Source organism: Aporhodopirellula rubra (genome assembly GCF_014192335.1).
GTDB lineage: Bacteria > Planctomycetota > Planctomycetia > Pirellulales > Pirellulaceae > Rhodopirellula > Rhodopirellula rubra.
Map to the genome: position 1 here is coordinate 98602 of NZ_JACHXU010000022.1, position 23884 is coordinate 122485.

Consider the following 23884-nt stretch of genomic DNA (forward strand, 5'->3'; position numbering starts at 1 on the left):
ACGCCAGCGAAGGCTCCTTGGTGTGATGCGACACGCGTCCTGATTTATGAACTCTTGTGTTCGCGTCGCCGTCGCTAGGGATGGCGACGCGTTCGAGTTGGGGTATAAACTGCCTCCCACGCTAGGAACGAGATATATTCGATTGCTAGCGTTTTCCCTATAGATTTGACACAGCGGTCAGTAGCTACGAGTATTTCCCCGTTCGGTTTGGAATCGAAACATGAGGAAAGGGTGGCGGGCAGCGTCACCAACCACGCTCGTTCCGTTACGAATGGTCGGCGTATTTACGCGTCTGTTTGCCAACGCGAATGAAGCCGGTCCGTCGCTTTCCTATTCCTGCCCCACCTGCTCCGCTCCCACCTTTGAACTTCAAGAGCCCCTCGATGCGCGTCATTGCACCTTTCCAAATTTCTTCGTTGCGGATTGCCCGCGTTGCCCTCAGCGGACTCCTCGTGGGTTCGATCGCTTCGGTAGTAAACGCCCATGAAGGGCATGATCACTCGGCATCGCAGCTCACCGCGACTACCAATGCAGCGGAAGCAGCCACCTCGAGCACATTCCAAGTTGGCGACAAAACGTACCGCTGGGAACACCGCGAAGACTTGGGCAAGATGTCCGACAAAATGATCGCCGCAGCCAAAGGCGGTCTGCACAACAACGCCGACCAAGACCAAAAAACTAACGAGATGGTCACCGTGGTCAGCCGCTACGGTTTGGTTGCTCTGGATCCAGAGATGAAAGAGTGGAAATTGGTCGACGACCAGGATCCCAAATTTGCTTCGGGGATGAACTCGCACGGTGCCGATTGCTTCCTGTTCAACGGTGAATCGCTGTGGGCGTTCTCATCGACGAATACGGGCGAAGTCGTGATCTCAAAACGTGGTGAAATTTTGGCGTCGTTGACCTCTCCCAAAGGTGGCGAGTTTGATGACGAAAAAATTAACGAGTACTACCGAAAGGGTGGCAAATTTGCTCCCTGCGACGTTGTCTTCGCGCCCGAAGCTCAATCGTTGATCGTCGTGACCGGCTATGCACCCGGCGATTATGCGTTGACGGCCAAAAACGTCGACGGCACATGGAAATGGAGCGGCGCGGCTTGGGGCGGAAAGACGAATCAAGGTGGACCGTTTTCGACCGCTCACGGCGTCGAAGTGACAAAGATCGACGGAAACGAAGTCGTCGAAGTCGCATCGCGTGCTCACGGTCGCATTTATGGTTTCACCGCAAGTGGCGAGATGATTCAAATGCCAGGTGCTTTCGACGAGAAGTTCATCCAACTGCCCGCACGATCGAATCCCTGCAACCTGTCGCTGCACGGCAACGAAATGTTCTTGCCTTTGTTGAATCCATTGGCAGATAGCAACGGAGTGGCTCCCGTGCTGATCGTTTCGGACGGAAAACCCGTCGGACGATTGGTGCCCGCCGAGTATGAAGGTCTGAACTACATGCACCACATGCACGGTTTTTGTGCCGTTGAACGTGATGGGAAATTGTTCGGCATCGCGCTGTCGTGGCCGAATGGTGGCGAGAACAATAACGGCAAACGCAACGACGGACGAATCGCAATCTTCGAAGCCGTTGCGGCAGAGTAGTCCGCCGCACGTACGGTTATTTCGAGAGCGACGCGGCCGATCGCGGGGTCTGAATCCGAAAGAATTCAGACCGTCCAAACCAGGCGAGATCGGCTGTCGTCGTTTGCATCGTTTCCGCAAATGAAATTGCGCTGAGGAAGTAACTGCGTTAGCCAGAACGCGGCCCATCTCCGCACTGCTGTCGCCGTCACGATTCTCTCGCCTCTTCGATTCAATCGTGAGCGAGATCGACCATCTTTGGAAGCATCCTTTTTAATCTTCGCCAGATCGATGCTGGACTCGTCCAAGATGAAGTGTTCTTTCCGGTTGCTGCAAACCTAGCGTTGGCAGTAGCCGCTCACGCCGAGAACAGAACAGAACTGTCGACACGACTGTTTGAGGGACGGTGGAGCACAACCGAGGGAAGAACATCCTGGTATGCTACTGATAAACGTGCTTCTCACATGACTCGAAAGACGGCTCTCGCATCGCTATTTGACAGATAGCTGCTTTTCGAGTCGCCGTGCAGGTTGCCTCCATCCCCACGAATGTTCGCCATGAAAATCCTCGTCGCATCCATCGTTCTTTCTGTTTCAATTGCGTGTGTTGGTTCAGCTGAAGATCGTCCCAATATCGTTGTCATCATGGCGGATGACATGGGATACGCGGACACCGGATTCACGGGCGCGACGGACATCCAAACGCCGCATCTCGACGCACTCGCTGCATCGGGCGTTGTTTTCACGAGCGGCTATGTGACGCATCCGTATTGTGGTCCGAGTCGTGCGGGATTGTTGACGGGCCGCTACCAACAACGCTTTGGATTCGAAACGAATCCCGCCTACGATCCGGCGAACCCGTATATGGGACTCGATGTCAACGAACAACTCTTTCCCAAGCGTCTGCAAAAGGTGGGGTACCGTACCGGGGCGATCGGCAAATGGCATCTCGGCGCGGCCGCGCCGTTTCATCCGAACAACCGAGGGTTTAATTACTTCTACGGGTTCCTTGGCGGTGGTCACGACTACTTTACGATCGACCTTCGAAAGCCCGTCAAGGAAGGCTACACCGAAGCACTCGAACGCAACGGAAAGCCTGCCGTTTTCGATGGCTATCTCACGACCGCGTTGAGCGAGGACGCGGTCGATTTTGTCGAATCCAACAAAGCATCGCCGTTCTTTCTCTACGTCGCCTACAACGCACCCCATGCCCCTTTGCAGGCGCCCGATGAAGCGATCGCAAAGTATGCAGACATTGAGGACTCAAAGCGACGACGGTATGCCGCAATGGTTGATGTCATGGACGCCGGAATCGGAAAGATTCTCGACGCACTCGAAGAACATGGACTCCGTGACAACACGTTGGTGTTCTTCCTCAGCGACAACGGAGGTCCCCAATCGACCAAGAGCCAGCCCTCGAAATGGAACGGGTCGTCCAACGGTGATTTCCGCGGCGGAAAGGGCAATCTGTACGACGGAGGTGTTCACGTACCGTTCATCGCGTCGTGGCCGAAACGAATCGCGAAAGGTTCGGTCTACGAAATGCCTGTTATCTCGCTGGATATCGCCGCAACGGCCGTATCGATCGCCAGTGGTTCCGATCAACCGCCTACGGATCTCGAAGGCGTTAACTTGATGGGACTACTCTCAAACGCCAATCAAACATCAACTCAGCGATTCCTCTACTGGCGTGATGGCGGGGTGCGTTGGTCCATTTTGGATTCGAATCGGAACAAACATATTCTCGATAATCCCGGTCGCACGCCTGAGCTGTTTCATTTGTCGACTGACATTTCCGAACAAAATGACCGGATGAACGCAGAGCCTGAGTTAGCCGAGCAACTGCGACGCGAATGGTTGTCATGGAATCACAGCAACGTGGCCGGCCGTTTGGAACCCTACAAGAACTACCACAAAGAGCGTGACCAGTTCTTCCTGGATTCCATACCTGAAGGTGCGAAATCGGAAGGCTATCCGGCCACGCCCGTTCCCACGTTCAAATAGAACAACCGAATGGACATCTGACGCGAGTTCCGCGGGTCATTCGAGTCTCAACGAAATCGATTCATTGGGAGCTTGATACGATGTCACCCAAACGTGCGGTGTAATCTCGGCACTGCCACCGGCTAGCCCCAACACGACGACATCAATCTTCTTGCCACGCATGTCGTCGGTGATCGGGAAATAGTGAGTGTCATTGCTCGCTTGGCTTCGCCCCGGATACTCCCACGCAACGCATGGGAACGAAGGCGCCCGTTGTGATGCACCGATCCATTTCCCGTCGACCCGCAAGGCCGCGTACGCTTTGTTGGCTCCATGTTTGCCATCAAGGGCAACACACAAATAGCTGCTCTCGGCGACGTTGTCCGCGATCTCCGTTTCAGCTTGCCAGGCCGCCACGGGAGCTGCCGCACTGAACGGAGCAAAAAGATTGGTCGCGTGCCACTCGGACGCCGCAATCTTCTCGTCTGCGTTCCACGCTTCAAACTCGGCGACCCGTTCGGGTGCATTCGGAATTCTGACATATCGGAATCGCATTGCTTCGGGCAGCGTCGCCTCCCACGTGAGGACGTTGGCATCCATCAATTCGCAGGTGCCACCGTTCTGTCCGATGTCCGCGACTCGAGCCGTTCGCGTTGGCCGGTCAGCTTTCTCAAGCGTGATTGATTTCCACGTGACCAAGTCATCCGACACGTCCGCATTGAGCATTGACGCGGGTTGGTTCATATCGGTTGACGGAAACAACGCATCGATCGACAGTCGGTCCACCGCTTCGAGTTTGCCCATATCGACGCGAAGCGATCCGCCGTCGAGACGTTTGTCGCGACCGTAATGCAATACGCTGAAGAAGGTTTCCGGATTGCCATCGAACAGGTACTTGTCCCAAATCCCCCGCCGCCAAAAAAGTTCTTGATCAAAGAACGCGTCACGTGCCGCTTGAACTTGCGGGATCGATGTCGGGCCTGAACGGTGCAGTGACTGAACCTCCAGTGCGTTGTTTTCTGCGCTGAAGCAGGTGGCTTCATACAACTGTTGTGCGTCGGACGGGACGTCCACCGGCTCGAGTTTTGTCATCAGTTTGTGCCAGGGCATCGCAATGGGCTCGCCTGGGAATTTCAGCGTTACCTCACCGCGGAGGAGATCTTTCGATTCCTCTTCGCCGAGAAACGCACTGCCGAACGAGCGGTGTCCAGGCTTGAGCGAAACGGTTGTCTCGGCACCGGGCATTCCGAGCAGTTTGATCAAGATCGGTTTGTCCTGTGTGTCTCGGACGACTTCGTAGTCACAGCCGACAACTCCAACTTCTTCACACGGTTTCGTCGTCGCCATCATCAGATACGAACGAAAAGGTGGAACCTCCACCGCCACGCTCTGGCCGTGATCGAACGTGCCTAGGATTCGTTCCGAGGGATGGTAACGCCGCACCTCAACAGGTCCGTCATCGGTGAGACCGATCTCCTCATCGAGTTTGACCTTGTAGGTCACTGGGCTCCACGAAAGGTTTCGCAGCGTGATGAAGCGAGTCGACTCATCACCCCGTGCGACCGCATTGCTTCCATATGTTTCGGGGAGCACCATGCCGTTGACCAAGATCTCTCGGTTACGGAAATGAAGGTTGAAGATACGGCTCAGCTTCGCGAATTCGTCATCTCGGAGGAGCCATGGGTTTCCGTAGATTTCGGGAGCGAGGATCAGGCTGCGGTTGAATCCCTGCAGCACGAGATCGTCTTCCCAAAAATCGAGACACGACGAGATACAGACACCATGGTCCTCGGTGAGACGTTGAAGCCCGGGTGGCAATCCGCGTGACAATGCACCGGCTCGGTTATGCGGTGCGGTCGTCTGATTTCGCATGTGGACGTCGATGTAGGTTTCCGCACCGCCCCAAAGAAACGTCGTCGCATGCGGTTTTGCCACACCGAGATTGAGCCGGTGGTTGAGAACAACGAGATCCGGTGCGTACTTCCGGCATTCGGTCATCGCTTTGGCAAAACTCGTCTGTTTCTCGTCTCGCAATTGCGTGCAAACGGCATCAAATTTGAAAAGCTGTAGACCGTAGTCACGACAAAGGCTCACTAAGAGATCAATGCGTGCCTGTTCCTCTTCGGGGGTGTTTCCGAATCCATCAGGACCGCCCCAAAGTCCAAGGCGGCAAGAGAATGATTTCGCGAGACCGCCGATTTCGTCCCAGCCGTTTGGAAACTGACGGTTGAACCTGTCGCTCTGCATGTTCCCGTAGTAGTTGGCGCTGTCGATGTTGCCCGCATCCCAGGCATAGATGCCGAGGTTCATGCCGTATTCATCATGCAACCACTTAAAGAACTCCAAATTGGTAAGAGTCTGTGACTCGGTCGATCCTTCGTTGGTGTTATTGATCCACGAAAAGTACTGCGGGATCGATGGAGTCTTTTCAGTAATCGTTCCGTAGACGGATGCGTCTTTGGCCGCGTCGCCTGCGTTGCGAGTTCCATCGACGGGGCTCTCTGCACGAGCCGGTCCTATCACCATCATCATGGCTACGTAAGTGAAAATGAATCTCTTCAGAAGTTTCATGGAATGCTATGTGGGATGGTGAAAGGGGGCGAACGATCGAGTCACATCCCGACAGAGTAGCACGTCGAAGAGCGGCTGAAATACCATTGCCGCCACGTTCGTTCAAAAGACTTTGGCGCTGTGCGCAGACACGCACCAGCGTTGACATCGAGGCACAACCGAGTGAGAAGCTTGCACAAACAACCACTCGCGCGAGTGTCGTGGCAGACTCGGTTTGTTTCAATGCGAGATGGAACGTGTTCCGGCTAAGGAACGGCCACAACGTGAAGTGCATAGACGGGCTGGATTCGGAGGCGGCAAACGCGTCGGTTCAATCGACGCGATGGAAGTATGTTCCGACCTCAAAGGCGTTGTCACCACCAAATGAATACGCCTCGCCCCAGATAGATCGTCCGGCCCCTTATTCTGCCAGCACCCCGAAAATTCTCCCCCTTGTTCTCGCATTGTGATGAGCGAACGAGCACGTCGCATCTAATGCAACATGCGTATCCGAGCGAGAACGACAACGCCCCGATGACCGGTTCACGTGTTAGGATTTTCTGCCTTGAGCGATTCGGCATCGTGCCGTGCCGCGATCAACTTCATCGCATGTTGCTCACCCCAATCCTTGAGCGCGTGCAGGATCGGTTCGAGTGATCTGCCTTCCTCGGTGAGTTCGTATTCGACGCGCGGTGGCACCTCGGCATAAACAATTCGATTCACCAGCCCACCTGCCTCCAGGTCCCGCAGTTGCTTGGTCAGCATTCGCTGAGTCACGCAACCGACAAGGCGTTTCAATTCGCTAAACCGGACCCGGCCGTCGAGCAGATAGAACAAGATGATGCCTTTCCATTTCGCGCCGATCAGCTCGAGCGTCGCCTCGACGGGACACGCGGGTAACTCATAGTTGACGTGGCGAGCCGCTTTCGGCGTCTTTTCTTCATTAGTATCCATTGTGTGCCTACGTGTCTTTGTTGTGCGTACTTGCTCGATGGCGTTGTATGCATAGTATCTCAGCGGGCAAAGTGTTTTGCAATGCCGACGCTCGCGAGGCGATGACTGAGATAGCGATTTACTCAGCATTCAATCTGCCGATCTACCGAAAATTTCCTGCGGTTGTTTCCACGACGAACGAGCATCCTCGTCGCAACCGGTTGACGAAACACTCGACGCCAATTCGGATGTCGTCGTCTCGATAACTGACGATGCACTCTGCAGGAAAATGATCGAATGTCAAAACTCACCATCATCGCAAACATCACCGCCAAAGAAGACAAAATCGATTTTGTGAAGTCGGAACTGGAAAAGCTGATCTCGCCTACCCGAGCGGAGAACGGCTGCATTCGATACGACTTGCATCACGACAATGAAAGCCCGGCACATTTCCTGTTCTATGAAAATTGGGAGAACCGAGAGCTTTGGTTGGCACATACCGAGACTCAACACTTCCACGACTTTGTTGCGGCAACGGAAGGCTCCATCGAAACGATCACCGTTAACGAAATGACGTTGATCGCATAAGCACTCTCCGAACGCATGGGACGGGATACCGCGACGATCAAGTCCAACTAATTCGGTTCTGTTCGAACAGGCATTCCGCCCGGACGAACCGTTCCATCACGCCAAAGAGTTCACAATGAAAAAGCGAATCCTGATTACCGGCGCCACATCGGGCATTGGATTTGAAACCGCGAAGTCACTTTTGTCTCTCGGTCACCATGTGATGTTGCATGGGAGGAATGCCGAGAAACTCGCCAACGCGGTGAGCGACATCGGAACGCCCTCTTACGGTGGCAGCGTCGAAACGATCGCGGCCGATCTTTCTCGATTGGCTGACGTTGACAAACTGGCCGTGGACGTGCTGGAACGATGCGACCATCTCGATGTGCTGATCAACAACGCTGGAATTTACAAAACATCACAAACGATCGCGTCGGATGGAATCGACGTCCGCTTTGTCGTTAACACGATTGCTCCGTATTGGTTAACACGGCGACTGCTCCCACTCATGAACGGAGACGGGCGTGTGGTCAATGTTTCGTCGGCTGCGCAGGCTCCCGTTAATCTCGCGGCATTTTCGGAGCCCGTGCCACTCGATCACAACGCAGCGTACGCCCAAAGTAAACTCGCGTTAATGATGTGGTCACGTGAACTGGCCACGACGCTGGGAGAGAATCAGCCGCTGGTGGTTTCCGTGAACCCCGGATCTTTGTTGGCTACCAAGATGGTCAACGAAACATTCGGAATCCCGGGCAGCGATGTGATGATCGGGGCGGACATTCTGACGCGAGCAGCGGTTTCCGATGAGTTCGCCGACGCGTCAGGAAAATATTATGACAACGACAGCAAGCGTTTCGGGACACCCCATCCCGATGGCTTGGATTCGCATTTGAGCCGTCAAGTCATCGAAGCCATGGACGCGTTTCTGGCGAGCAAAGGAATCGCGATTGCAAAGGTATCGGCATAAGCATCGCGACCGAAACCGCGAAGACTCGGAAATAAAACCTCGTCTCCGCCGTTGAACCTGCAACGCGCAGGCGGACTATTCGCTGCTCGTTGGATTGACATTTTTCAGGAATTTGAAAATATCACTGTCCGTGGTCATGACCATCGTACTGTCGCCGCCGAGCATTTCCTGATACGTCTCCATCGTCTTAATGAACGCATAGAAATTTACTGATTCTTCGCTCTGGTTATACGCCGATGCGTAGATTTCCGTCGCCTTGGCGTCCGCGGCCCCTTGGACTTGCTGCACGCGTTTGTAGGCCTGTGATTCAATCTCGAGCAGATCACGTTCTTTCTTACCGATGATCTTGGCCGCTTCGCCTTCGCCTTCGGAGCGGAAGCGTTCAGCGATCTGTTGGCGTTCGCTGATCATTCGATCGTAAATGCGTTGTTGAACGCTCTCGTTGTAGTTGATCCGTTTGAAACGCACGTCGAGCAGTTCGATTCCAAAATCGGTGAGCTTCACCGCGGCTTTGTCAAAGATCTCTTGCTCGATACGAGCGCGTCCTTTGGAAATCGGATACAACACACCGACGTTACCCGGAGCGTCGACGAGAACCGCATCGCGGGCCGGTTCACGATCTTTGGTCGTTCGGATGACTTCGATCAGTTTGTGCTTTGCGATCGCGTTACGTGTTTCGCTGCCGAGAATGTCATCGAGCCGTGACTGGGCGCTCCGTTCATCCCGCAAACGTAAGAAGAACTGCTTCGCGTCGTTGATCCGCCAACGGCCGAACGTATCGACCACGATATACGTTTTATCTTTGGTCGGCATTTCATTGGGACGACCATCCCATTCGAGGATCCGCTTTTCAATGCTGGTTACCTCTTGGATGAACGGGGTTTTGAAATGCAGCCCGGCTTCGCCGATCGGATCACCGACGGGTTTCCCGAACTGCGTGATGATGACTTGCTCGGTTTCGTTAACCGTGTAGGACGCGTTGTAAAGTAAAAACAATGCAAGCACGCCCGCCGCAATCAGTGCGGGGAGGGGAAGATTTTTCATGTTTATTTCTTTGAAGAGGCGGCAGACATTTGCAGCATTGGAAGGAGTTGGCTGGCGTCTTCGTCAAGAATGATTTTCTTGCCGAGGTTGGGAACGATCTGACGCATGGTCTCGATGTAGATCCGTTGTTTCGTCACTTCGGGTGCTTTTAGATATTCCGCGAAGACGGCGTTGAATCGTGCGACGTCACCCTCGGCTTCGTTCACACGCTTGAGAGCGTAACCCTCCGCCGCCTGAATCATCTGTTCGGCTTCACCACTGGCACGCGGAACAACCTTGTTGTATTCACCGTTGGCAACGTTGATGAGTTGTTCGCGTTCCTGCTGGGCTTGGTTGACTTCGTTGAACGAACGCTGCACCGCCTGGGGAGGATTCACGTTCTTCAACTGGACTTGGTCGATGCTTAGACCGAGTTCGAATTTGTCGACGAGTTCTTGAAGTTGAATTAGCGCGTCGGCTTCGATCTCTTGTCGCCCAACGGTGATGACTTCATCGACCGTACGATCACCGACGACGGTTCGCATGACGGATTCGGAAATGTCACGCAGCGTGTTGTCTGGGTTGCGGACTTTGAACAGATACAATTCTGGTTCGCGGACGCGGTACTGGATAATCCATTCGACCGTCGCGGCATTCAGGTCACCGGTGACCATGCCTCGTTCGAGTTTTTGTTCGGACGAATACTGCGTCGGGTTGGTGGAACCCGGGGTGCCGAAGCCGAACTCTTGTTTGAGTTGCCGTTTGACGGGCACCATCTCGACCTTCTCCATATTGAACGGCAGTTTGAACCGCAGTCCCGGTTCGGCGTTGCGGACGTATTTTCCAAATCGCAGCACGACGCCCTGCGATTCCGCCTGGACGGTATACACGCTGGTGAAGACAGCGATCCCCAGAAGGAGAATCGGAACCAGCCAAAGTACGGGCAGTCGTCCAAAGTCGATATTGCGCCAATCGATGTCGCGCCAGTCATCAGGGTCGAATTTCATGAGATCGTGATTTCGTGTTGATTGTACGGGTATTCGGGAAAATGCCCGCTGGGTCGGTCTCGGAAGGTTCCGGACCTGGGAAGTATAGCTTGCTGGTAGGGCATGTTTCCGAACCAAACGAGGCGCTTTCCATGATGAAAACACGATGATTCCCGCCACCGCGTTGCCGAGGGTGTAGAGTTCTCAGACGCTGGTACGCAACGCGACGCATCTCACGACAGCGTCAAAAGACGCCCCGAGCCTCTCGTTCAACCCGAATGCGGTCATAAGTTATGATGTGAGCGTGAATTACGACGGCTAATATTCGCCCCACTCCCCTTTTGACTTCGCCAGCGGTGGGAGTCATACTGACCGCCCCGCCTTCCTTTCCCACCCGCCACTCTCGGCACCCAATCGACATGAAGTTTTTGGTCAACACTCTCTTTCGAGTGCTCCTTCCCATTGGCATTTTGGCCGCTGGAGGATACGGGTTTGCTGTTATGTCAGTGGAACCCGCCGATAAAGACAGCGAACCGCCACGGGAGCAGGTTCTGCGAAGTCGAGTGAGTTCGCTGAGCATCTGCGACTATCCGGTACGAATCGAGACGCACGGCGTCGTTGGGCCACACAACCGCGTGACGTTGAGCGCCGAAGTCACCGGCGTGATCCGATCAACCCAGCGTGCGTTTGAGGCGGGATCTTTCTTCAAAAAGGGCGAGTTGTTGGTCGAAATCGACGACCGCGATTATCAAACCGCGTTGAAGATTGCCAAAGAACAACATCAGCTCGCGAAGGCGACGTTGGCACTCGCCGAAAACGCCCATGAGCGGATGAAACAACTCGCTCGCCAACGCAGCGCCTCCTCGTCGGAGGTCGACGGCACGTACGCGTCGCTCGTTCAAGCGGAGTCGGAAGTCGAAATTACGGCGTCCTCGATCGAAATCGCCGAGCGAGATTTGGCTCGGACCAAAATCTACGCTCCTTTCGATGGCCGCGTTGTCGCCAAATCAATCGGAATGGGACAATTGGTCAGTCCCGGAACGATCCTCGGGGATGTTTTTGCCGTCGACTATGCCGAGGTGCGGTTGCCAATCGCGGGACGAGACTTGAGACATTTGCAGTTACCGGAGATGGAGGGAGATCCGCCGGTCGAAGTGGAACTACGCGATGCGATCGATTCGTCCGAGGGTGCGGTATGGAAAGCGAACATCGTTCGAACCGAAGGCACACTCGACGCCGACTCTTTAGAGTTGTTTGCGATCGCCCGGATCGACGACCCGTTTGCGTTGCAACGTGAGAATCCGGTGCTGCGAATCGGGCAACCGGTCGTTGCCACTATCTTTGGCGAAACGCTTAATGACATCGTCGTCATCCCGCGTGCAGCCGTGCGACGATTGGATCGAGTGTATTTGATCGACGAAGACAAGCTGACGCTGCGATCGCTGACGATCGACCCGCTGTGGTCGGATTCGGACAACGTAGTCGTCTCGGGGCATTCCATCTTGGACAACGAGTTGCTCGCGACGACGATGTTGGTCTACGCCCCCGAAGGCAGTCCGGTTGAAATCATTCCGGAGGATTACCCCGCATCGTCTCTCGCTGGCGAGCCACCGGAATTGGAAGCCACGCCGTGATTCGTTGGTTTACGGTCAACGGGATTGCTGCCAACTTTTTGATGTTGGCAATCATTGTCGCGGGGGGATACGTCGCGATCAATCACGTGCCCTTGGAAGTCACGCCAGCGCTCAGTTGGAACACCGTGATGATTCAAATGGATTACCGGGGAGCCACAGCAAAAGATGTCGAGCGTGCGATCTTGATTCCGGTGGAAGCGGCGCTGGAGGGCGTTGACGGAATCGAATCACTCAACGCCGACGGATATCGTGGCGGGGCCAGGTTCTTTCTGCGAGCGAGTCGCGGAACGGACTTGCGGAATTTGATGGACGACGTCAAGGCACGCATCGACACGATCACAACGTTTCCCGATGAAACGGAACCGCCTCGCGTGTTGATCCCCGAATCAACGAACGTCTTTGACATCTTGCAAATCGCAGTGATGGGCGAGTTGTCACCACACGACATGCGCAAAGTCGCTCGACGGGTGCAGCAAGATCTACTGGAGATGCCAGGTATCAGCCGCGTCGATATCCGCGGCGAAAAGGTCTCCGAAGTCTCGATCGAGGCAAATGTTGAGAAACTACTTGCCTACAACCTGAGTTTTCAGGATCTCGCAGACGCGATCCGCGGTTTCTCGCTGGACCTGCCCGCCGGAGCGATCGATAGCGATAGCGGCACGTTTGTCGTTCGGACACGCGGTCAGGCTTATTCCGAAGACGAGTTTGAAGACATCCCGATCCGGTCGGCCGCTGGTGCCGAGGTGCGACTAGGCGAAGTCGCAACGATCCGAGACGGTTTCGTCGAAGGCGATCAGAAGATGTTCTTCAACGGGAAACCCGCGTTGTTCGTGCCGGTGATGCGGGTCGGCGATGAGAGTGCACTGGCGATCTCCAACCGAGTGCGTGAGTACATTCGGACGGTGCGGACGCGTTTTCCCGAAGGCATCGAATTGGAGATCTGGGACGACGAGTCGCTGGCAATACGCCATCGTTTGAGCACGCTGGCGTGGTCGTTGTTGCAGGGCGGGCTCTTTGTCCTGTTGATTTTGGGCTTGTTCATCCGACCCGCACTGGCGTTTTGGATTGTGATCGGAATTCCGGTCAGCTTTGCCGGGGCGGCCCTTTTCATGCCTTGGTTCGATCTGACCGCGAACGTGATGAGTCTGTTTGGATTCATTATCGTGACAGGCATTGTTGTCGACGATGCGATCGTCACGGGCGAAAACGTGTACTCCAAAATCAGGGAAGGCGTCGATCCGCTCGAGGCGGCAGTCGAGGGCACACGAGAGGTCGCCACGCCCGTCACGTTCGGCGCTTTAACGACCATGGTCGCGTTTCTTCCGCTGATGTTTTTCGACGGAACGTGGGGCGACTACGCTCGGCAAGTTCCGCCTGTCGTTGCACCGGTTCTATTGTTCTCGCTGGTCGAATCCAAACTGATCCTACCCGCCCACCTCAAACACATTCGGCGTGCCAGCGGAACTGGATTCTTCAATCGCTTCCAGGCAGCGGTCGCAACCGGATTGGAAACATTTGTCGCTTCGGTTTACCAACCATCGCTTCGACTCGCGGTCAAAAATCGATTGTCGGTGATCGCAGGATTTCTGGCGTTAGCTCTGTTGATGGCGGGATACTGCGTTGGCGGAAGAATGGGATTCGTTGCGTTCCCCTCGGTCGATAACACCCGGATCAGTGCCCAGCTGGATTTGCCCGACGACACGCCACTGGAAGTGACGGAAATCTACGTTGATCGCATTTCTGACGCCTTGGACCAATTGAAAACGGAATTTGTCGATCCCGGTACGGGCGAGTCGTTGGTGCAAAATGTTGTTCGTGTGACCGGCGCCAAACGCCCCGGGTCGCATTTCGACAAGTCTCGCGGTTATCTCGCGTTCGAGGTCATGCCACCTGAAAAGCGATCCGTACCGGGACCAAAGAACAGCGAATTGGCGACGCGGTGGTCGGAGTTGGTTGGCGAGATTCCCGAAGCTCGACGCTTTGAAACTCGCTCCGAGTCATCGATCGTTCGCGAAAGCGAGTATTCGGACGAAGACCTGAACATTGAATTGCGTGGGCCCAATTCACCCGAGAAGCGACAAGTGGCGCGTGACATCAAGGCCTTACTCGACGAATACGGCGAACTGAAGGATCAATGGGCGAAGGTCACCGAAGGGCAAGACGAACTCGAGTTAAGTCTCAAACCGCGTGCCGCTGAGCTCGGCCTCACGCAATCAGCCTTGGCGAGTCAGGTGCGGCAGGCGTTCTTCGGCGAAGAAGCTCAACGGTTACAACGCGGTGTCGATGACATTCGCGTCATGGTCCGCTTGCCCTTGGAAGCTCGTCAATCGTTGCACACCCTCGACCGGATGAAGATCCGCACGCCTCGTGGGGCGGAAGTCCCGTTGGACACCGTCGCCTCAATCAATCTGGTGAAGGCTCCGTCTTTTGTTGAACGAAACGACCGAGCCGAGATCATCCGTTTGGGTGCACAACCGATCGATGAAGCCGTCGATGTTGTCGGAATCTCGAAGGAGCTAGCTCCCAAAATCGAGGCGATGTGCATCGAGCACGGATTGTCGTATCAGTTCCTCGGCTACGTCGCTGAGGCGGAAGCGACCAAACGGCAAACGATTGTGGGTGCCACGTTGTTGATGCTGACGCTGTACGGGTTGCTCGCGATCGCATTGAAATCGATGACGCAGCCCATCTACGTTCTGCTGGCGGTTCCCTTCGCGATTATTGGCGCGTTGGTCGGTCACATTTTATTAGACCTAACGCCGTCGTACCTTTCGATATTCGGGATGCTGGCGTTAGCGGGGATCGCGGTGAACGACACGTTGGTGATGGTTGATTTCATCAATCGCCGCTGTGCCGCGGGGGCTTCCTTGACAGATGCCGCCTTGGAAGCGGGCGGAAAACGTTTTCGGCCGATCTTCCTTACCTCGATCACGACGTTTGTGGGCCTGTTGCCGTTGATGCTGGACGAATCGATCCAAGCTCAATTCTTGATCCCGATGGCGGTATCGCTGGCGTTTGGAGTTCTTTTCGCGACAGCGATCACGCTCTACATGGTCCCCTGTGCCGTATTGATGGGCGCCGATTTCGCGAGAGCGTTGAGCGCCGCCGCGCGGTGGTACTGGAATCCGTTGGGCAAGGAGTCAAAATCGACGGATCAAATCGACGGCACGGAAGAAACCGCCTAAGCCGAAATTCTGAGTCGGATTCACGATCCCGATTACCGATTGCTTCTTCGCTTACCCGGTTGATGTCACTCCCAAGGCGTGCCGATACGCACGGATCTATTTGCGTGAGTGTGCATTCATGACACAAGTTCACGGAACAATCGATGGCATCATGGATGCATTCGCACATGCGTTTGCGAATCGTTTTGCAATCCGTGTCGCGGAACGTTGGATATTAAGTACTGCCGCCAATGACGGGTATGCGACTTGCATCCCCGCAAGACGTTTTTGGTTGTAACGCCGCTTGATTGGACGGCGAACGAAGTTGGTGCGATGTCAATTTCGCCAACCAATTGCATTGCGACAACTCGTCTCGGGGTGTTTTCGCCGCGAGGCTGGCCTGCCAGGATTTGTTTTACGGTCGTTCTCACAGACGCCGTGTTCGCTACGCTGAACTAGTGACCTCAGGACGAAAGGACACATTCGAGAGTGTGTTCCCTTTGCGTGCAGTCATTTGGTTCGGCGAGCGGGATCATCGGTTGGATGTCGTTGAACAAGAAACGCGATCGAAGAGTCGATCTGGCGGTCTCTCAAGATGAGAGCGACCGAGATTGGTGACGACCGTCGCAGGCCCTCAATATCCCCGCAGCAGGAAACCGAACGATGAGCGATCGATTCGCGATGATGGATGGCAATGAAGCTGCGGCGCGGATCGCGCACGCAACCAACGAGGTGATTGCGATCTACCCGATCACGCCTGCCTCGCCGATGGGCGAGTTGTCTGACGCGTGGTCCGCGGCGGGGCGCAAGAATATCTTTGGCGTCGTTCCGGAAGTAATCGAAATGCAAAGTGAGGGCGGAGCGGCTGGAGCGGTCCACGGTTCGTTGCAAGCCGGCGCTTTGACGACCACCTTCACGGCGTCGCAGGGATTGTTGCTGATGATCCCGAACATGTTCAAAATCGCTGGCGAATTGACGCCGACGGTCTTCCACATTGCGGCGAGATCACTGGCCACTCATGCACTTTCGATCTTTGGCGATCACAGCGATGTGATGTCAACTCGTTCGACCGGTTGGGCGATGTTGGCATCGAACAACGTGCAAGAGGTTCACGACATGGCGATGATCGCACATGCGGCGACGCTGGAGTCGCGAATCCCGTTTTTGCACTTCTTCGATGGTTTTCGCACCTCGCACGAAGTCAACAAGATCGAGTTGATTCCTGACGACGTTGTCACATCGATGATCAATGTCGAACGCATTCAAGAACATCGCCAGCGGGCGCTCGATCCAGAACGCCCTGTTCTTCGGGGAACGGCACAGAACCCGGACGTGTTCTTTCAAGCGCGTGAAGCAATCAACCCGTACTACAACGAATGCCCCTCGGTAGTGCAGAAAACGATGGATCTCTTTGCGAGCAAGACAGGACGGCAGTACCACTTGTTTGACTACGTGGGTGCGGACGATGCCGATCGCGTCATTGTGATGATCGGGTCCGGGTGTGGGGCAGCCGAAGAGGCCGTCGAACGACTGATAGACAGCGGTGAGAAAGTAGGGCTATTAAAGGTCCGGCTCTTCCGACCGTTCTCGGTGTCTGACTTCCTCTCCGCCCTGCCCGCGACGACACGACAAATTGCCGTGCTCGATCGAACCAAAGAGCCAGGAGCGATCGCGGAGCCGTTGCATCAGGACGTTTCGATGGCGTTGGCTGAATCGTGGAGCGACATTCACCCCGGCGCGCCGACACCTCATGTCATCGGTGGACGCTATGGACTGTCATCCAAAGAGTTCACTCCGGCGATGGTCAAATCGGTTTTTGACGAACTTGCTCGAGAAGACAGCAAGAAACGTTTCACCGTCGGGATTATCGACGACGTCACCCATTTGAGTATCAAGTGGGACGACGCGTTTTCAACCGAACCAGATGACGTCACGCGCGCAGTCTTCTATGGGCTCGGCAGCGACGGAACCGTCAGTGCGAACAAGAGTTCGGTTAAGATCATTGGCGAAATGACGCCCATGTACGCACAGGGCTACTTCGTCTACGACTCGAAGAAGTCCGGTTCGATCACCGTCAGCCACTTGCGGTTCGGGCCTCGTCCCATTCATTCGACGTACCTCGTCAAACGAGCCAATTTTGTCGCCTGTCATCAATTTCAATTCCTGAAGAGCATTGACGTTCTCGAGATGGCCGAACCAGGGGCCACGTTCCTGCTGAACAGCCCCTACGGTGCGGACGAGGTTTGGGAGAAGCTGCCGTTTGAGTTACAACAGGAGATCATCGATAAAGGATTGCGAGTCTTTGTCATCGACGCACTCTCAGTCGCTCGCGAAGCAGGTTTGGGAAATCGCATCAACACGGTGATGCAAACTTGCTTCTTCGCTCTGACGGGAATCCTGCCACGTGACGAAGCGATCAGTCACATCAAGAAGATGATCCAAAAGTCGTACAGTAAGGCGGGACAATCCGTAATCGATCGCAATTTCGACGCGGTCGAAAAATCGTTTGATGCTGCGAGCGAAGTCACCGTCCCAACGAACGCGGACGCGACGAACCATCGACAATCTCCGATTCCAGACTCGAGTCCTGATTTCGTCAAACGCGTCACAGCAATGATGATCGCGGGCAAAGGCGACCTGTTGCCCGTCAGTGCTCTGCCTGTGGACGGAACGTTCCCGACCGCAACGTCGAAGTATGAACGCCGCAGCATTGCTCACGAAATTCCGATCTGGGATGCCGACATATGCATTGAATGCGGGCTCTGCGCGATGGTTTGTCCTCACGCTGCCATCCGTACGAAAGCCTATCCTGCATCGTCGCTCAACGGCATTCCCGACGGATTCCAATCGAAACCGTGGACGGGTAAGGAACTCGATGAGCATTCGCTGACGATCCAAGTCGCACCGGATGATTGCACTGGATGTGGTGTTTGCGTCGACGTCTGTCCGGCAAAGAGCAAAGAGGTTGCCCGCCACAAAGCCATCAACATGACGCCCAAGGACGATCACCTTGTCGCCGAACGTGAAAACTTTGAATACTTCAAATCGTTACCCGAAGTCGATCGACGACAGACGAAGATCGAAACCGTGAAGGGATCGCAGTTATTGTTGCCGTTGTTTGAATACTCCGGCGCCTGTTCCGGTTGTGGCGAGACGCCGTACCTGAAACTGTTGACGCAGCTCTTCGGTGACCGCATCGTGGTGGCGAACGCGACCGGGTGCTCTTCCATCTACGGAGGAAATTTGCCGACAACTCCATGGGCGGTCGACTGCAACGGGCGCGGCCCAGCGTGGAATAATTCTCTCTTTGAAGACAATGCCGAATTTGGTCTGGGCATGCGTTTGGCGGTAGACCAAAAGGAAGAGACCGCTCGGGAGTTACTCGTTCGATTGGCACCGCAAGTTGGTGACACTCTCGTCCGCGCGTTGCTCGAAACAGGCACCAACGATGAAGAAGCGATCGCGGCCCAACGTGAGCGGGTTGCGGAACTCAAACGAATTCTGATATCGCACGATACCCCTGACGCGAAACTGTTGCTGACACTTGCCGACATGCTCGTGCCTCGGAGCGTGTGGATCATCGGTGGTGATGGCTGGGCCTATGATATCGGTTTCGGCGGGCTCGATCATGTGCTCGCGTCGGACCGAAACGTCAACATCTTGGTGCTCGACACGGAGGTTTACTCAAACACCGGCGGACAAGCGTCCAAGGCGACACCGCGTGCTGCGGTTGCCAAGTTCGCGGCGAGCGGAAAGTCGATCGGACGCAAAGATTTGGGCATGCTCGCCGTTGCGTACGGGAATGTGTTCGTTGCTCAAATCGCGATGGGAGCTCAACCTCTGCAAACGTTGAAGGCGTTCCGCGAAGCCGAGTCTTACCAAGGTCCGTCATTGATCTTGGCTTACAGCCCTTGCATTGCACACGGGATTGACATGTCGAAATCGATGTCGCACCAGAAAGATTTGGTCAAATCCGGCTTCTGGCCACTATACCGATACGATCCCCGGACGGCTCACGATCACGGACATCCGTTCCACTTGGACAGTCGCAAACCGACCGTTTCGTTCCGTGACATCGCGATGAGAGAAGCACGGTTCGCGATGTTGACTCGCACAAACCCGGAACGTGCGGCTCACCTGTTTGATTTGGCGCAGCGTGAGATCTACGACCGCTGGCAATACTACGAACAGATGGCAGGTGTTGAACGCGAAGCCGTTGAATCGGACGAAGGAGCAAAACGATGAGTGTGAATTTGACAACACGGTATCTCGGATTGTCGCTAAAGAATCCGTTGGTCGTTTCCGCATGTCCTTTATCCGGCAACATCGAAACGCTCCGTCAACTTGAAGATTGCGGTGCGTCCGCCGCGGTGCTCCCATCACTTTTCGAGGAACAGATCGAGCACTTAGACAGCGAACTCGCTCATCTGTATGACTTCAGTGCCAACTCAGGTGCCGAGTCACAGAACTATTTCCCGGAAATGGAAAACTACAACGCCGGACCTGATGGATACATCGATCACCTGAAGGCCGCCAAGGCCGCCGTCGACATGCCGATCATCGCGAGTCTCAACGGCACGACGGTCGGCGGATGGATCCGGTATGCAAAAATGATCGAAGACGCGGGAGCCGATGCTCTCGAACTCAACATCTTCTTCGTTCCGACCGAACGTAACCTTTCGGGCGAGCAAGTCGAGCAGCGTTATGTCGATCTCGTTTCGACAATTCGGGGGGCCATCTCGATTCCGCTGGCCGTTAAGATCGGACCTCACTTCAGTTCGCCCGCCGACATGGCATTACGATTGGTTAACGCGGGTGCAGACGGATTGGTTCTCTTCAATCGATACCTGGAACCTGATATCGATCTCGACACACTCGAGGTGGTTCCGCGACTCGTGCTCAGTACCGAACAGAAGGATCGCCTTCCGCTGCGATGGATTGCGGTCCTGCGAAGTCGCGTGATCGCGTCGTTAGCCGCCAACTCGGGCATTCACGAACGCGACGATGTCATCAAAGTGCTGCTCGCCGGTGCCGACGTGGCGATGATGGCGTCCGCTCTACTGAAGTACGGGCCGACTCACATCACCAAATTACTCGAACAATTGCAATCATGGCTTGAGGAGCACGAATACGAATCGGTGAAGCAGATGAAGGGAAGCGTCAGTCAAGCTAACTGCATCGATCCGTCCGCATACGAACGAGCCAACTACACACGTGCCCTCGTTTCGTATCAATCGAAATTCGTATAACCGCACGAGAGCATATCGATCGTTAGACCTGCGCACCCACGGCATCCATTGGGGGAGAGATGAAAGTCTAGCCATTCATGGCAAATTGAGTGATTTTCTCCCCGTTGAGCATTCCCGAATGCCGAGAAAACTCTCTGCCATTCTTAAACAGAATGATGGTGGGAATGCCAGTGATCGCAAACTGGGACGCCGTCGAAGGCTCGGACTCGGTATTAAGTTTCGCCAGAATGACATCGGGCGACAACGAGGCGGCAGCCTCTTCAAATGCGGGGGCCATCATCCGACAGGGGCCACACCATGGCGCCCAGAAGTCGACCAAAATCGGCGTTTGCGTCTTCGCAATGAACTTAGCGAACGACGTGTCTGTCAGTTCGACGGGATGATTCGGCAGGAGTGATTGCTTGCACTTTCCGCAGACCGGTTTGTCGTGACGTTTGGAATCGGGCACACGATTGACGGCGCCGCATTGTGAGCAAACAAGAATCATGATGCGAGTCCCAAAAATAGAGTTTCTATGAAGCTTAGCAAACGTTCGCGCCGCCGTTGACCACTCAGGCTTCGCGATTCCCGGTCAACTTCTCTCGTTCGTCAGCTTGGGCTTCCTCGACGCCCGCGAGGATAAACGGCAGCTCGATCAACAGAGTCATTAAGAGAAACGCAACCGCAGCGATTGCAACAGCAGCCGCGTCGAAATACATCGTCGCAATAACGAACGTTCCCAACGCCAGCACGCCGAAAACCTTGACGATGGTCATGATGGCGACCATCTGCAAATCGGCCGCCATTTCGTCCTTCGCGACCGAGTCTTGGTCACCATGCCTCAATTCAGAGGCGGTCGTTGACACTTCCATGGCTTTGGCAACTCCACGTCCGAGCATTAGGAACGGAATTGGGATAACCGCCAGATACGTGTAGGAAGGCGCGAGGAACAGCAACGCAATGGTTGCCAACGTAAACCCAATTAGCAGTAACAGCAGTGCTGTTTGAAGGTGCCGCGAAACGACGTGTGCGTCTGGTTCCGCTCCTCGCGCGGCGGACGAAAACGTAGTCGAAGTCGCGGTGTGCGTTGTCGAAGAGGGGGCTGATGCGTTCATGGGACTTTTCCTTGGGAAGTAGATCGCCGAGTTGTCATGAACTCGAAAGCAGCAAGTCCGATGCCAGATCCCAGTCCGATGGAATCAGTGCATCAATATGAGAAGGGAATGGAAAACCGCGGAAGACTAATTGGTGGTTGCATTCGGCGGAACGTCGGTCACGCTCCGGCTACAACCGCAACTGCAGGTATCGAATTCCCGTGATCTCGGCAATAACTACGTCAGAAACCTTCCCGCGTTGTGCATGAATCGCACGGTGGTCGGTCAGACTGCGCGTTGGTGCCCACTCGAGAACGGTCACTCGGAAACATTGTCTAATCCCGAGCCTGGCAGCGGAATTGACCGGGCGTGACCCCAAACGTTTTTCGAAACTGAGCGGACATGTAGGGTGTGTTCCGGAATCCGCTGTGCGCGGCAACCACATCGAGTTTCAAATCAGTTTCGATAAGAAACTGCTTCACGCGAGTCATCCGCACGTGTCTGATCTCCGCTAACGGCGAACGCCCAACCTGCTCGCGGAAACGACGCTCAAACGTACGACGAGACAGGGGCACCCGGTCAACGACATCGTTCACTTCAATTCCGTCGCACGCGTGACGTCGAATGAACGCGACCGCCGCAGCAATGTCACGGTCTTCGATTGCCAACGTTTCGGTCGAACGCCGTGTCTTGACTCCCGTCGGCGCGACGATGACCGATGGTGAAACGGTTTCGCCTCTCATTAGCTTGTCTAGCATGGCGGCGGCTTCGAACCCGATCTGTTTCGTATCGTGCATCACACTCGACAAAGGCGGTTGACTGACCTCGCACAGCACCTCGTCGTTGTCCACGCCGATGACCGCCACGTCTTCGGGAACCGAAATGGACTGTCCTTCACAGACCTCCAAGACGATACGCGCCATCACGTCGTAACAGCACATCACACCGATGGGTTTCGGGAGGCTAACGATCCAATCTTCGAGTTGATCTCGAATCGGTTCCCACGTCTTGATCCGTCGATCCTTTCCATTGGGCTCGATTACGGAACAATCATAACCGGCATCGCGAACAAACCGCACGAACGCATCGCGACGTCGATCGGACCAAACGTATCCCGCCATTCCGACGAACCCGAAGTGTCGGAAGTTGCGTTCCACCAAATGCTCCGCGGCCAGTTCCGAACAAGTCGTTTCGTCGCATCCAACGGCAAACGCTCCAGGTGGGTTCTCTTCACCGACACATACCGTAGGGATCGAAGTCTGTAGAACCGCTCGCATTTGGCTCTGCAAACGCGTACGCAAGATGATGCCATCGTACTGCTCCGACGTGAGGCCATCGGGCAACGGATCGTCGAGACCGCGTTCTTCAAACGAAAGCGCCCAACGGCCGTGCAGGTGCGCATATCGACTAATGCTTTGCAGCAACCCCCGGCCGAACGCCTTGGAAGTCTCGATCACCAACGCGACCCTCTTCGAGTTTTTCATGGAACGATGCCGATACGCATTTGTGAACCCTCCGAAGAGCCGAAGCTGATTCGAGACGCAAAACTATGCACTTCAGTGTAAGCGGCCTGACGCAAATGTGATAGAGATTGGCGGGAACGTGAATTGAACGGTCTCTGGTAAACGCTAAAACGGAACCCATCAACCACGAGCAAATTGCTCAACGCTGTTCTCTTCTAGGAGTCAGGAATGACGTACTGCAAGTCGACCGAAGATTGGAAAGAGATCTTACCGCAGCGATTGAGTTTGCTCGGTCATCGCAATTGGATCGTGATTGCGGACGCGGCGTATCCCGCGCAAACGTCACCCGGAATCGAAACCCGTTGCACCGACGCGGATCAGGTCGAAGTGTTGCGTGAGACGTTGAAGGAGATCGAATCGTCATCGCACGTTCGCCCCATCGTCTATCTCGACGGCGAACTGCCGTTCCTTACCGAAAAATTTGCACCCGGTATTGATCGGTATCGCGAGCAGTTGAACGAAGCGCTAGTAGACACGCCAGTGCAATCTCTACCCCACGACGAGATCATCGCAATATTGGATGAAGCTGGCAAAGCGTTTCGGGTGTTGTTGCTAAAGACAACGATGACGTTGCCCTACACGTCCGTGTTCATCCAGCTCGACTGTGGTTACTGGGATGACGAAGCCGAGCACGATCTGCGTGATCGCATCAACGCCTAGAA

At 55.0% G+C, this 23884-nt stretch carries 16 protein-coding genes; 9 read left to right on the forward strand and 7 right to left on the reverse strand.

The annotated features are described in order from the left end of the window. The first annotated feature begins 383 nt into the window (after positions 1-383). Together FHS27_RS24055 and FHS27_RS24060 are read left to right on the forward strand one after the other, a co-directional pair. Positions 384-1592: a hypothetical protein gene (locus tag FHS27_RS24055; RefSeq protein ID WP_184307799.1), complete on the forward strand. Its 1209-nt coding sequence runs from the start codon at positions 384-386 to the stop codon at positions 1590-1592. A 536-nt stretch (positions 1593-2128) separates the two neighbouring features. Further along, on the forward strand, positions 2129-3574 hold the full coding sequence (locus tag FHS27_RS24060) for a sulfatase-like hydrolase/transferase (RefSeq protein ID WP_184307801.1): 1446 nt from the start codon (positions 2129-2131) through the stop codon (positions 3572-3574). A 36-nt stretch (positions 3575-3610) separates the two neighbouring features. Here the strand turns inward: FHS27_RS24060 and FHS27_RS24065 are convergent, their stop codons facing one another. Continuing rightward, on the reverse strand, positions 3611-6124 hold the full coding sequence (locus FHS27_RS24065; RefSeq protein WP_184307803.1) for a hypothetical protein: 2514 nt from the start codon (positions 6122-6124) through the stop codon (positions 3611-3613). Between the two features lie 522 nt (positions 6125-6646). Further along, complete coding sequence (locus FHS27_RS24070) at positions 6647-7057, reverse strand: winged helix-turn-helix transcriptional regulator (protein WP_246420771.1); 411 nt, start codon at positions 7055-7057, stop codon at positions 6647-6649. A gap of 276 nt (positions 7058-7333) precedes the next feature. On the opposite strand from FHS27_RS24070, the gene FHS27_RS24075 reads away from it, so the two are divergent. Together FHS27_RS24075 and FHS27_RS24080 are read left to right on the forward strand one after the other, a co-directional pair. Then, positions 7334-7624 (forward strand): putative quinol monooxygenase, encoded by a 291-nt coding sequence (locus FHS27_RS24075; protein WP_184307805.1) that lies wholly within the window; start codon positions 7334-7336, stop codon positions 7622-7624. Positions 7625-7739: 115 nt separating this feature from the next. Next, positions 7740-8570 (forward strand): SDR family NAD(P)-dependent oxidoreductase, encoded by an 831-nt coding sequence (locus FHS27_RS24080; protein WP_184307807.1) that lies wholly within the window; start codon positions 7740-7742, stop codon positions 8568-8570. A gap of 75 nt (positions 8571-8645) precedes the next feature. Here the strand turns inward: FHS27_RS24080 and hflC are convergent, their stop codons facing one another. Then, the gene (hflC, locus tag FHS27_RS24085; RefSeq protein ID WP_184307809.1) at positions 8646-9614 is read right to left on the reverse strand and encodes a protease modulator HflC; all 969 of its coding nucleotides are present in this window, start codon (positions 9612-9614) and stop codon (positions 8646-8648) included. 2 nt (positions 9615-9616) lie between these two features. Further along, positions 9617-10600 carry an FtsH protease activity modulator HflK gene (gene hflK, locus FHS27_RS24090; protein WP_184307811.1) on the reverse strand — a complete coding sequence of 328 codons (984 nt, stop codon included), beginning with the start codon at positions 10598-10600 and terminating at the stop codon, positions 9617-9619. Positions 10601-11079: 479 nt separating this feature from the next. Between hflK and FHS27_RS24095 the strand changes: the two genes are divergently transcribed. The 4 genes from FHS27_RS24095 to FHS27_RS24110 all read left to right on the forward strand — a co-directional run bounded on the left by FHS27_RS24095 (position 11080) and on the right by FHS27_RS24110 (position 20626). Continuing rightward, the gene (locus FHS27_RS24095; protein WP_246420773.1) at positions 11080-12213 is read left to right on the forward strand and encodes an efflux RND transporter periplasmic adaptor subunit; all 1134 of its coding nucleotides are present in this window, start codon (positions 11080-11082) and stop codon (positions 12211-12213) included. Continuing rightward, positions 12210-15398, forward strand: coding sequence for an efflux RND transporter permease subunit (locus FHS27_RS24100; RefSeq protein WP_184307816.1), 3189 nt, complete (start codon positions 12210-12212; stop codon positions 15396-15398). The genes FHS27_RS24095 and FHS27_RS24100 overlap by 4 nt, the downstream gene beginning before the upstream one ends. Positions 15399-16040: 642 nt before the next feature. Continuing rightward, entirely contained in the window at positions 16041-19622 is a 3582-nt protein-coding gene (nifJ, locus tag FHS27_RS24105) for a pyruvate:ferredoxin (flavodoxin) oxidoreductase (RefSeq protein ID WP_184307818.1), read from the forward strand. Continuing rightward, the gene (locus FHS27_RS24110; RefSeq protein WP_184307821.1) at positions 19619-20626 is read left to right on the forward strand and encodes a dihydroorotate dehydrogenase-like protein; all 1008 of its coding nucleotides are present in this window, start codon (positions 19619-19621) and stop codon (positions 20624-20626) included. The genes nifJ and FHS27_RS24110 overlap by 4 nt, the downstream gene beginning before the upstream one ends. A 67-nt stretch (positions 20627-20693) precedes the next feature. Here the strand turns inward: FHS27_RS24110 and trxC are convergent, their stop codons facing one another. From trxC to FHS27_RS24125, 3 genes are all read right to left on the reverse strand, one after another. Further along, positions 20694-21113 carry a thioredoxin TrxC gene (trxC, locus tag FHS27_RS24115; protein WP_184307823.1) on the reverse strand — a complete coding sequence of 140 codons (420 nt, stop codon included), beginning with the start codon at positions 21111-21113 and terminating at the stop codon, positions 20694-20696. A 64-nt stretch (positions 21114-21177) separates the two neighbouring features. Beyond that, positions 21178-21720 (reverse strand): hypothetical protein, encoded by a 543-nt coding sequence (locus tag FHS27_RS24120; RefSeq protein WP_184307825.1) that lies wholly within the window; start codon positions 21718-21720, stop codon positions 21178-21180. Between the two features lie 314 nt (positions 21721-22034). Then, entirely contained in the window at positions 22035-23183 is a 1149-nt protein-coding gene (locus FHS27_RS24125) for a XylR family transcriptional regulator (RefSeq protein WP_184307827.1), read from the reverse strand. A 207-nt stretch (positions 23184-23390) separates the two neighbouring features. On the opposite strand from FHS27_RS24125, the gene FHS27_RS24130 reads away from it, so the two are divergent. Then, positions 23391-23882, forward strand: coding sequence for an RbsD/FucU domain-containing protein (locus FHS27_RS24130; RefSeq protein ID WP_184307830.1), 492 nt, complete (start codon positions 23391-23393; stop codon positions 23880-23882). The last annotated feature ends 2 nt before the right edge of the window (positions 23883-23884 follow it).

Coding starts and splice junctions, on each gene's coding strand:
- FHS27_RS24125 (WP_184307827.1), bottom strand. CDS start 23,183: ATGAAAAACTCGAAGAGGGTCGCGTTGGTGATCGAGACTTCCAAGGCG.
- FHS27_RS24080 (WP_184307807.1), top strand. CDS start 7,740: ATGAAAAAGCGAATCCTGATTACCGGCGCCACATCGGGCATTGGATTT.
- nifJ (WP_184307818.1), top strand. CDS start 16,041: ATGAGCGATCGATTCGCGATGATGGATGGCAATGAAGCTGCGGCGCGG.
- FHS27_RS24120 (WP_184307825.1), bottom strand. CDS start 21,720: ATGAACGCATCAGCCCCCTCTTCGACAACGCACACCGCGACTTCGACT.
- FHS27_RS24065 (WP_184307803.1), bottom strand. CDS start 6,124: ATGAAACTTCTGAAGAGATTCATTTTCACTTACGTAGCCATGATGATG.
- hflC (WP_184307809.1), bottom strand. CDS start 9,614: ATGAAAAATCTTCCCCTCCCCGCACTGATTGCGGCGGGCGTGCTTGCA.
- FHS27_RS24110 (WP_184307821.1), top strand. CDS start 19,619: ATGAGTGTGAATTTGACAACACGGTATCTCGGATTGTCGCTAAAGAAT.
- FHS27_RS24130 (WP_184307830.1), top strand. CDS start 23,391: ATGACGTACTGCAAGTCGACCGAAGATTGGAAAGAGATCTTACCGCAG.
- FHS27_RS24070 (WP_246420771.1), bottom strand. CDS start 7,057: ATGGATACTAATGAAGAAAAGACGCCGAAAGCGGCTCGCCACGTCAAC.
- hflK (WP_184307811.1), bottom strand. CDS start 10,600: ATGAAATTCGACCCTGATGACTGGCGCGACATCGATTGGCGCAATATC.
- FHS27_RS24075 (WP_184307805.1), top strand. CDS start 7,334: ATGTCAAAACTCACCATCATCGCAAACATCACCGCCAAAGAAGACAAA.
- trxC (WP_184307823.1), bottom strand. CDS start 21,113: ATGATTCTTGTTTGCTCACAATGCGGCGCCGTCAATCGTGTGCCCGAT.
- FHS27_RS24055 (WP_184307799.1), top strand. CDS start 384: ATGCGCGTCATTGCACCTTTCCAAATTTCTTCGTTGCGGATTGCCCGC.
- FHS27_RS24095 (WP_246420773.1), top strand. CDS start 11,080: ATGTCAGTGGAACCCGCCGATAAAGACAGCGAACCGCCACGGGAGCAG.
- FHS27_RS24060 (WP_184307801.1), top strand. CDS start 2,129: ATGAAAATCCTCGTCGCATCCATCGTTCTTTCTGTTTCAATTGCGTGT.